Origin of the sequence: Orbus hercynius (assembly GCF_003634275.1) — a bacterium.
GTDB classification, from domain to species: domain Bacteria; phylum Pseudomonadota; class Gammaproteobacteria; order Enterobacterales; family Orbaceae; genus Orbus; species Orbus hercynius.
Map to the genome: position 1 here is coordinate 282,062 of NZ_RBWY01000003.1, position 9,272 is coordinate 291,333.

At 40.5% G+C, this 9,272-nt stretch carries 9 protein-coding genes and 1 tRNA gene; 7 read left to right on the forward strand and 3 right to left on the reverse strand.

The features are described from left to right. Positions 1-9 precede the first annotated feature (9 nt). From DES39_RS08940 to DES39_RS08955, 4 genes are all read left to right on the forward strand, one after another. Positions 10-1,131 (forward strand): multidrug effflux MFS transporter, encoded by a 1,122-nt coding sequence (locus DES39_RS08940; RefSeq protein ID WP_121145431.1) that lies wholly within the window; start codon positions 10-12, stop codon positions 1,129-1,131. Positions 1,132-1,247: 116 nt separating this feature from the next. Next, complete coding sequence (locus DES39_RS08945) at positions 1,248-1,928, forward strand: heavy metal response regulator transcription factor (RefSeq protein WP_121145432.1); 681 nt, start codon at positions 1,248-1,250, stop codon at positions 1,926-1,928. Next, complete coding sequence (locus DES39_RS08950; RefSeq protein ID WP_121145433.1) at positions 1,925-3,307, forward strand: heavy metal sensor histidine kinase; 1,383 nt, start codon at positions 1,925-1,927, stop codon at positions 3,305-3,307. The genes DES39_RS08945 and DES39_RS08950 overlap by 4 nt, the downstream gene beginning before the upstream one ends. A 152-nt stretch (positions 3,308-3,459) precedes the next feature. After that, the gene (locus tag DES39_RS08955) at positions 3,460-3,723 is read left to right on the forward strand and encodes an SWEET family sugar transporter (protein WP_245959590.1); all 264 of its coding nucleotides are present in this window, start codon (positions 3,460-3,462) and stop codon (positions 3,721-3,723) included. A gap of 64 nt (positions 3,724-3,787) precedes the next feature. Here DES39_RS08955 and ubiT read toward each other — a convergent pair whose 3' ends face one another. Together ubiT and DES39_RS08965 are read right to left on the reverse strand one after the other, a co-directional pair. Next, positions 3,788-4,279 carry a ubiquinone anaerobic biosynthesis accessory factor UbiT gene (gene ubiT / locus DES39_RS08960; protein WP_121145435.1) on the reverse strand — a complete coding sequence of 164 codons (492 nt, stop codon included), beginning with the start codon at positions 4,277-4,279 and terminating at the stop codon, positions 3,788-3,790. A 47-nt stretch (positions 4,280-4,326) separates the two neighbouring features. Beyond that, positions 4,327-5,967, reverse strand: a complete 1,641-nt coding sequence (locus tag DES39_RS08965; protein ID WP_121145436.1) for a Na+/H+ antiporter — start codon at positions 5,965-5,967, stop codon at positions 4,327-4,329. A gap of 153 nt (positions 5,968-6,120) precedes the next feature. Here DES39_RS08965 and recO point away from each other — a divergent pair, with 153 nt between their 5' ends. Continuing rightward, complete coding sequence (recO, locus tag DES39_RS08970) at positions 6,121-6,813, forward strand: DNA repair protein RecO (protein WP_121145437.1); 693 nt, start codon at positions 6,121-6,123, stop codon at positions 6,811-6,813. A gap of 37 nt (positions 6,814-6,850) precedes the next feature. On the opposite strand, the gene DES39_RS08975 is transcribed toward recO, so the two are convergent. Beyond that, positions 6,851-7,609, reverse strand: a complete 759-nt coding sequence (locus DES39_RS08975) for an MlaA family lipoprotein (protein ID WP_121145438.1) — start codon at positions 7,607-7,609, stop codon at positions 6,851-6,853. Positions 7,610-7,803: 194 nt separating this feature from the next. On the opposite strand from DES39_RS08975, the gene DES39_RS08980 reads away from it, so the two are divergent. Further along, positions 7,804-7,875 (forward strand) — tRNA-Arg (locus DES39_RS08980). 319 nt (positions 7,876-8,194) lie between these two features. Beyond that, a complete protein-coding gene (locus DES39_RS08985) occupies positions 8,195-9,139 on the forward strand; it encodes a tyrosine-type recombinase/integrase (protein ID WP_121145439.1) in 945 nt (314 codons plus the stop codon). Positions 9,140-9,272 lie beyond the last annotated feature (133 nt).

The following is a 9,272-nucleotide window of genomic DNA, read 5'->3' on the forward strand; positions in this document are numbered from 1 at the left end:
AGGATTATCATGAATAACAAAATCCCGCCGTTGTGGTTATTGGTCTTATTGATCATGTTTCCTCAGTTGGTCGAAACCATTTACAGTCCGGCGCTGCCGGATATTGCCGCGTCGTTTAAGGTCAGCCACGAGCAAGCGGCGCAAACGCTGTCGGTCTATTTTGTCGCTTTTGCCTTTGGCGTGGCATTATGGGGTCGGTTAAGTGACCAGATTGGCCGGCGACCGGCGATGTTAGCCGGCTTGTTGTGTTATGCACTGGGCAGCGTGATGGCGCTAGTAACGCGCGATTTTAATGGGCTGTTAGTAGCGCGCATGATTGCCGCACTGGGCGCGGCGGCCGGCTCGGTGGTGGTGCAAACTATGCTGCGGGATAGCTATCAGTCGATTAAGCTGGCAGCGGTTTTTTCGATCATGGGGGCCGCGCTTTCGGTCAGTCCGGTATTTGGTTTAGTGATTGGCGGCGGCTTAGTCAGCCAGTACGGTCAGCAAGGGGTTTTTATCACCCTTACTGGATTGGCGGGGTTGCTGATGCTGCTAACCATGCGCTGCCTGCCGGAAACTCGGCCGACCCCAGCGACGCAGTCAAAAATTGGCCCGCTTGCCTGGCGCATGGGGCGCGATGGGGCGCTGTGGCGTCATGCGCTGCTGATCGCTTTATTTAACGGCATGCTGTTTAGTTATTACAGTTTAGCACCATTTTTATTTGCCAGCTTCGATTGGGACGCCAGCGCGTTTGGCTGGACCGGTGGGCTCATTGCCGCCGCTTCATTATTTGCCAGTTTGCTAAATCGCCGCTTACTTGGGCGAGGCGTTCAGCCTGAGCGACTGGTCCATTATGCCTGCCTGCTCGCGCTGTTGTCGGGATTACTGGCATGGGGATTACAACATTCACCTTGGATTCTCGTTGCCATTGCGGGCATTGCCATCGCCTACACCATTGCCATCCCCAACATCCTAAGCCAAGCCCTACGGCATTACCAATGCCACGCCGGCACCGCCAGCGCACTATTTGGCTTAAGCTATTATTTACTCCTAGGGCTCCTCCTAGGCATCGCCGCACTCATACAACAACTCGGCCCAACCCTCACCGCCTTTGCCCTGATTGCTTGGGGGATAAGGGGGCGGGGGTAAATCATACGCAATGCAGGTCATTGTTGGTTAAGTGATTAACGCAATTGATTATATTTGCGGTGACTGTGATACAATTTGCCGTATGCATCTTTTTATAACAATAAATACAGGCAGCAATGAAACTACTCATTATTGAAGATAACTTAAAAATTGCCGATTACTTGAAAAAAGGCTTAACAGAGTCAGGCTATACGATTGATTTAGCGCATGATGGGGTGGATGGTTTGCACTATGCGTTAAGTGCGGATTATGATTTGTTAATTCTTGATATTATGTTACCTAAGCTTGATGGATTGGCGATTTTACAAGCGGTTCGCCATGCCAATAAAGAGATGCCTATTTTACTATTATCGGCGCGTGACCAAGTGGCCGATCGGGTGAATGGCTTAGAGATGGGCGCTGATGATTATTTAGTGAAACCCTTCGACTTTTCAGAATTACTGGCCAGGATTCGAACATTATTACGCCGCTCGCTACAACACGTGAGTGAATCGTCGATGATGAAGATTGATGACTTAGAGCTAGACAGTAAAAAACGCTATGCGATGCGAGCCGGTCGGCGCATTGATTTAACGGCAAAAGAGTTTTCGTTACTGGAATTATTAATGTATCGGCAGGGGGAAGTGTTATCACGCTCGTTAATTGCCTCGCAAGTTTGGGATATGAATTTTGATAGCGATACCAATGTGATTGATGTTGCGATGCGCCGCTTGCGGGCCAAAGTGGATGATGATTTTGCTAAAAAGCTGCTGCATACGATCCGCGGCATGGGCTATGTGTTAGAGGATCGTGGATGATAACACACTTTTTCCGCTCACTGGCGTTTCGCTTAGCGTTGATGTTTTCGCTATCGTCGATGCTTGTGTTGTTATTGCTCGGGTTTGTGGTGGTTTATGCGGTTAATCAGCATTTTATTGCGCAAGATCGTATGGTGCTTAACGCGCAGAGCGGGCACCTTGTGCATGCCCTTGGTGATGTGGCGAATATGGATGAATTGCATCAGCAGATGCAGTCTTTATCGCATAATATGACCGGAGAGCATGGTAGTGTGGTGTTGCTTTTAAATAATCATCAACCGCTATATGATAGCCAAAGCGATTTCGCGTTAGAAAAGGCGTTGATGAATATTAGCCAGGTGAGCAAAAAAACCTTAATCACCTTGTATGAAGGGGACTACCATTATCGCGTATTGATTCAGCCAGTTGATATGCCGATTGCGCCAAATGGCGTGCTTATTATTGCCTTAAATATTGAGCATCATGAAAGCTTTTTAACTTCGTTTCATTATTCCATGTGGCTAATTATTGCCATAGCCGCTTTAATCATGGGGATTGGTGCGTGTTTGGCAGCTAATCATGGACTGCGGCCATTGCATACTTTAGTCGCCCAGAGCGAGAATATTACGGTAGATAATCTTGATACTCGCCTGCCGATGGTGAATACGTATTCGGAAATCAATCAACTGACGTTAACGTTTAATGCCATGCTCGATCGTTTGAATCAAGCATTTAACCGTTTAAGCGGTTTTTCGTCAGACTTGGCGCACGAGCTGCGTACGCCATTAACGACAATTAAGATGCAGTATCAAGTGATTTTGTCGCGCGCGCGTAGTGTTGAGGAGTATCAGCAAGCGTTAGTTGAAAGCGCCGAGGAGCTTGATCATCTCATTCGTATGGTGACGGACCTGCTGTTTATTGCTAAATCGGAAAATGGTTTAATGAGCCCGCAAATGCAAACCTTTGCCATCGCAGATGAAATCAGTAGTCTATTTGATTTTTATGGTTATATTGCGCAAGAAAAAGCCGTAACACTTCACCAAGAAGGTGAGGCACAAATTACGGCTGATCGCACGTTGTTACGCCGAGCACTAAGTAACTTAATTGCTAATGCCATTCATTATGGTTATGCGAACTCTGCTGTTAACATTCGGGTGGCGCAGCAAGGTGAGCAAGTTCATATTGTGGTACAAAACCAAGGCGAGACCATCGATCCAAAGCACTTGCCACATATCTTTGAACGTTTTTATCGGGTCGATACGGCCAGAACACACTTTAGCGATGGGGTTGGGCTAGGACTGGCGATTACTGCAGCAATTATTGCTGCGCATCAAGGCACAATTACGGCATCATCACAGCATCATGTAACGTGCTTCACCATTATATTAAACCAATCTTAAAGCGCACAGTATTGACCACCGATAGCCTAAATCGGTGGTGAACCTTGATGGTTATTGATCGCTCTTAAGCGCTATTTACCCCAAAAAGTTACAATTCAGCGCTTTTTTGCTATGATTAAGTCTCATTTATGGAGGCAACAAGGAGGGTAAACGTGAATTCGACTAAAAAGCACATACATTATTTGGGGTGGATCGCAACATTTACTGCATTTTTGATGTATGTTTCTTATATTCCACAGATTCTTGATAACCTTAATGGTATAAAGACTAATCCTACTCAGCCAATTACCGCGGCGATTAACTGCTTTTTATGGGTATGTTATGGGTTATTGAAGGAAGAAAAAGACTGGCCAATTGCCATTGCAAACTCGCCGGGCGTGGTATTTGGGCTGATTGCCTTTTTTAGCGCATTATAACAATAATCAGAATGGCAATACTGAAGGCCTATTTGGCTGATTCAGTATTGCTAATCCTAATCGATTATAATGTCTCTTGCGGACTGGATTCGATAAAATTGGCTAAATTTTCAAGGCCAAGGCGAATGAATTTTGGCATGGAGTCGAGATCAATCGAGTCCATTAAATTTTTAACACATAGCCCTAATTCCGTATCACCTTCAACAATCAATCGACGCTGAAAAAATAGCGTATCGGGATCTTGCCTTCTCGTGGCAATTAAGATCAAATCATTGGTATCGCCACTAAAACTGACATCGGGGATTTGGACTCGACTGACAACCAGTTTATTATTGACGTTGCTAATAAACCAAACGAGTTGTAAATCTCGAACTTCAATTTTGAGCCAACGATTCTCTAAAAAATCCAGATCACCATCGGCCAGAGAACGTTCAAATTGTGCTTGCAATAGCTGTTCAATGATTTTCTTTTTTAATGAAAATGGCACACATTGTAATGGTTTACTTAAAACCATCGGTGTTTTAGCAACTAGCATTGAATGCATTTTACTTAACATAATTACTCTCTTTTCGTTATGATTTCGATACTAATATTTGTTATACGTTATTGATGCTCATCTGATAGCAAGGTTTCGTAAATATCAAGATCGGTACTTAAACGATCAAATATTTCATCTGAGATCTCATTTCGCGTTTTGAGTTGATAAAGCGCGGCACGTTCACTACCAATTGCCACTAAACGCATACGCCTTTCTAATCTTTCAGCCTCAAGCGATTTCTTCTCCAGATCTTTAAGACCTGTTCTGCGCCTTAAAGAGCCGATAACGCGTGAACCCACTTCATTAACAATATCCGCATCGATGCCATCGGTGGTGTCTAATAATAAGTTGCCTTGCATCTTTTCTAAGCTACTGATTGCTTCTTCAGCCATGTAACCTTTGGCGTATAACGCTTCGTTATTAATCGCGCTGTTTTCTAAGATGACTTTACCTTTTAGTAACAGGGGTAAAATGAATACCGCCGTAATTAACGAGACTAATATTACGCCTGTTGCGATAAAAACAAGTTCATAACGCCCTGGTATTTGGGTCGTGATTGGAATGGATAATACACCGGCTAATGTGATCGCTCCGCGCACGCCAGCAAAGGTTGCAATTAACAGATCACGAGTGGTATAGCTTTTAAAGGCTAATGGCCTTTTGGCACCAAACGGTAATGAAGGTAAATGTTTCATCACCCATAACCATAAAAACCGCGTTGCCATTAAGACGGCAAAGACAAAAAAGACTACTAATATTAATTGCCAAAGTTCAATTGAGGTATCGGTTTGGTTAGTGACGTAGGTATCGGTGATAATGGTTGGTAATTGCAGCCCTAATAAGGTGAAAATCACACCGTTAAAGACGAATGTTAGCATTGACCAAGTACTTTCTGATTGTAAGCGGGTCGTTAGCGGGGCATTTCTCATAATCCCTGATTGCTTGACTGTCATACCCGCACTGACTGCTGCTAAAATTCCTGATGCATGAAAAAAATGTTCTGCAATTAGGTAAACCGCAAATGGCAGTAAAAAGAGCAATACAATTTGGATAGCTGAATCGTTATTGGTCAGCTTATTGATTTTACGCAGTACTCGAGTATAACCCCAAGTAAAAATTGCACCCACAGCAAGGCCGCCAATCGCTGAAACAAAGAATGCTAACGAGATATTTAGCATATTAAATTCCATTGCGCCAATGGCAATGGCAATGGCAAATTTTAAGCTGACAAGGCCTGAAGCATCATTCATTAATGCTTCACCTTCAATAATTTCCATTTTACTCTTTTCAATGCGCCCTTTACCAACAATACCACTTAATGCCACGGCATCGGTTGGTGATAAGACGGCGGCAAGCGCCATGGCTGCTGGAAGTGATACATTAGGTAAAATCCAATGCAGGATATAGCCTAATGCCACAACGGTAATAATGACCAATACTAACGCTAAGCCGACAATCTCGCGGACATTGTGCACAAAGTCCTTAATTGCCGTTTTTCGCCCATCATCAAAGAGTAGTGGCGGAATAAATAATAGCAAGAACAAATTGGGATCAAATCGCTCTTCATAAACATGAAAAGCTGCTAAAATACATCCCAGTAAGATTTGCATCAGTGGCAAAGGAATCTGAAACGGAAACAGTTTTACAAAGATTCCGGAAATGGAAACAAGTAAAATAAGGATAAGGATAGTTGAGAATAATTCCATGATTTCGAATTTATACTTTATATATTAGGATCTGGTCATTATAGCTTAATTATTTATCTAATTCAGTCGAATTTGTTGAAATTAATGCTCTTTTTTAAATAAAATTTATCTTTCGATAAAATATTTTTAACTTAAATCATAAATAGTTATTACATGAAAAATTGGCAGCGTGCATTTGTTTTGCATAATCGGGCATACAGTGAGACAAGTTTACTCGTTGATCTCTTTATTGAGTCGAAAGGGAAAGTGACTACAATTGCTAAAGGTGCAAGGCGTAAGCGTTCATCATTAAAAGGTATTTTGCAACCCTTTACACCATTGATTATTCAATATAGCGGTAATGGCGAAGTTAAAACGCTCGGTCAGGTTGAAGCTATGTCACTCTCTTTGCCGTTATTGGGCTATGGTTTATACAGTGGATTTTATCTCAATGAATTACTGCATCGTGTATTAGTTTCTGAATTAGATACGACAGAATTATTCCAAGCTTATTTAGAGAGTTTACAGCAGTTAGCCAAACGGATTGAACCTGAAAAAGTCCTACGCCAATTTGAATTTATTTTGCTGGAATTTTTAGGCTATCGCGTTGATTTTGAGCATTGTAGTGCAACCGGTGATGATATCGTTGATGAGATGTATTATTTATATCAGTCAGAACAAGGATTTATCAGCAGCTTAATGCAAAATAGTAATAGCTATTTAGGTAAGGAACTACGGGCTTTTGCGGCAAAAAACTTTGATGATCTCAGGTGTTTGAAAGCGGCTAAACGGTTTACCAGACAGGCACTAAAACCTTATGTCGGATCTAAACCGTTTAAAAGCCGAGAATTATTTTTGCAGCCATAAAAAAATACGGCTTTAGCTGCCGTATTTTAATGATCCATTATTGTGCATCAATATCATCAAGGTAAGAGCTAATCGCTTCTTGACGCTGTAATTGTTTTTTCTCGTCAACTTGTCCGCCTGAAGCTAAGAAATCGTTGCTTTGAAAATAAGCATTACGCATAAAATTGTAAGGATCGGCGCTACTATTGAGTAAGTCTTCGTATTCAATTGCAACCGCTCTTGATTCAATACCATCAAATGCCCAACGCGCAATACTTGCTTCCCATGATAACCAATGTAAAGGTGGATAAGCATAGTCAACCAATGTACCACCATCTTGTCGTAATGTTGCTTGACCATAAAATGGTAATACAACATATGGACCATAAGGTACATCGTAGTGGCCTAAAACGGTACCAAAAGTCTCTCGATTGCCTTTTTGTAATTGCGGATCGGCCATGCTCGCAACGTCAAGCAAGCCACCAAAACCAAATACGGTATTGAGCATAAATCTGGCTAAATGTACCCCCATCTGATGAACATTACCTTGTAGCAAGCTGTTTACTGCCGATGCTGGTTCAGTTAAATTTGACGATACGCCGCTAATTCCACTACGAATGGGGGAGGGCACATAATCTTTCCATGCAACCGCAACAGGTCTTAGTAAATAAGGATCGAGTACATGATAGTTAAAATTAAACATCGCATTATTAAAACCAGACAATGGATCTGAATAACTGTTTGTTTCAGGATCGTAAGTTGCACATCCGGTCAACGTCATCGTTGAGAAGAGTAAACTGATTATTTTCTTTTTCATGTTGAGTCTTTATTATTATGTTGCGTGGTTTATTGATTATAATCTATTGTACCATTATGTTTAACATTTGCCGAAAATTTCATTTTTTATTATGCTATTTTTTGCTTAAAGATCGCACAAAATGTCCATAATAGAGTTGGCGTTAAAAGAATTATGGAAAAAATTCATTAATTACATTAGAATAAATACGGTATGACTTCATAGTTAAATGGATATAACGAGCCCCTCCTAAGGGCTAGTTGCAGGTTCGATTCCTGCTGAGGTCAAAATTCCGTTTTAAGTCGTCAATAGCTCATCGCGTATCCTATCAATAAGCAGTCAAAATCCTATTAAATTTTCTTAACTAAATTGTATGAGTAGATTATTGTATCGTTAGATCTCGTTGTTAAGGTAACAATATGCATTTGCTTATTTGCTCGATATTCATATTGAACCTCTGTTCTTAGCACCATGAGATCGATAAAGGTAAACACGCATTTTAAAAATAATACTGACCACGGATTTTCACTACCATGCATATGTGATTAGCGGTGAATAAGTCACGATTTTTATTTTAAGTAACATAATATAAGGAAGATTGTATTTATGTCTAAATTAGGAAAACTATCCTTACGTGAATTACTCACAATGTATTTTCAGCATAAGGAATTACGTGAAGATACCAAAAAAAGTTATGTGAATGTTGTCAGAATATTCGAAAAATATTACGGTAATCGGGTCGTAATCGATGACATTTCTGTCGATACAGTACTGGCATTTCGCCATCACGTTTTACATCAAAAATTAAATAGCCATCAAACATGGAATACTTATAATCGACATTTTGCTGCATTGTTTAATTTTGCAATTGAACATTCATTGACTCAATCTTTAAATCCGTTTAATAAAATGAAAGTGAAGATTATTACCAAAAAGAAAAAAACACTCGATATTACTCAGATAGATCACGCTATTGCATTTTTAGAAAGCAAAGTTGCTACCGAGACGATTAAAGATTTTTACTATCCTACTTGGTTTTGGCGCTCAGTTATTAATACCTTCCGTTATACAGGCATTCGCTTGAATCAGCTTATTCATATACGATTGTGTGATTTAGATGATAAAAAGATTTTGTTTTTACGCGGTGATGGTTCAAAAACGCATACGGAAAGATACGTTCCGCTGATTGATAGTTTATATCATGATTTAGTGCAATTAAAACAACAATTAGTTGATAAAGGCGTAGCTCAAGAGCAGCAGCTATTTAATATTTATTACTTCAAGTCATCTAAAAAATGCTACAACCAAATGTCGGCTATGCGTATACATGTTTTTTTCCAGCAATTGTCTCAGAGTTTAAATTATCCCGTTTCACCTCATCGATTTAGGCATACATTGGCGTCACAATTAATGAAAAAACCCGATCGCAATATTCATTTAGTTAAGGAGTTATTAGGGCATAGCTCAATAAATACGACGCTAGAATATATCGAGGCTGATATGGAGCAATTAAAAAACTGTTTGCTTTCTTATTCTAATTTTTCAGTGTAAAAAGACGGCTAAGTCTTATTTTATTGGTGTTGTAGCATGATGATAGATAATCATATTGTTATAAATAGCAAAACAATAATCTGGTAATTGCTTACTAAGGGAGAGATAAAACTAATATAAATTAATTCATTAT

Coding starts and splice junctions, on each gene's coding strand:
- DES39_RS08940 (WP_121145431.1), top strand. CDS start 10: ATGAATAACAAAATCCCGCCGTTGTGGTTATTGGTCTTATTGATCATG.
- DES39_RS08945 (WP_121145432.1), top strand. CDS start 1,248: ATGAAACTACTCATTATTGAAGATAACTTAAAAATTGCCGATTACTTG.
- DES39_RS08950 (WP_121145433.1), top strand. CDS start 1,925: ATGATAACACACTTTTTCCGCTCACTGGCGTTTCGCTTAGCGTTGATG.
- ubiT (WP_121145435.1), bottom strand. CDS start 4,279: ATGTTAAGTAAAATGCATTCAATGCTAGTTGCTAAAACACCGATGGTT.
- DES39_RS08965 (WP_121145436.1), bottom strand. CDS start 5,967: ATGGAATTATTCTCAACTATCCTTATCCTTATTTTACTTGTTTCCATT.
- recO (WP_121145437.1), top strand. CDS start 6,121: ATGAAAAATTGGCAGCGTGCATTTGTTTTGCATAATCGGGCATACAGT.
- DES39_RS08975 (WP_121145438.1), bottom strand. CDS start 7,609: ATGAAAAAGAAAATAATCAGTTTACTCTTCTCAACGATGACGTTGACC.
- DES39_RS08985 (WP_121145439.1), top strand. CDS start 8,195: ATGTCTAAATTAGGAAAACTATCCTTACGTGAATTACTCACAATGTAT.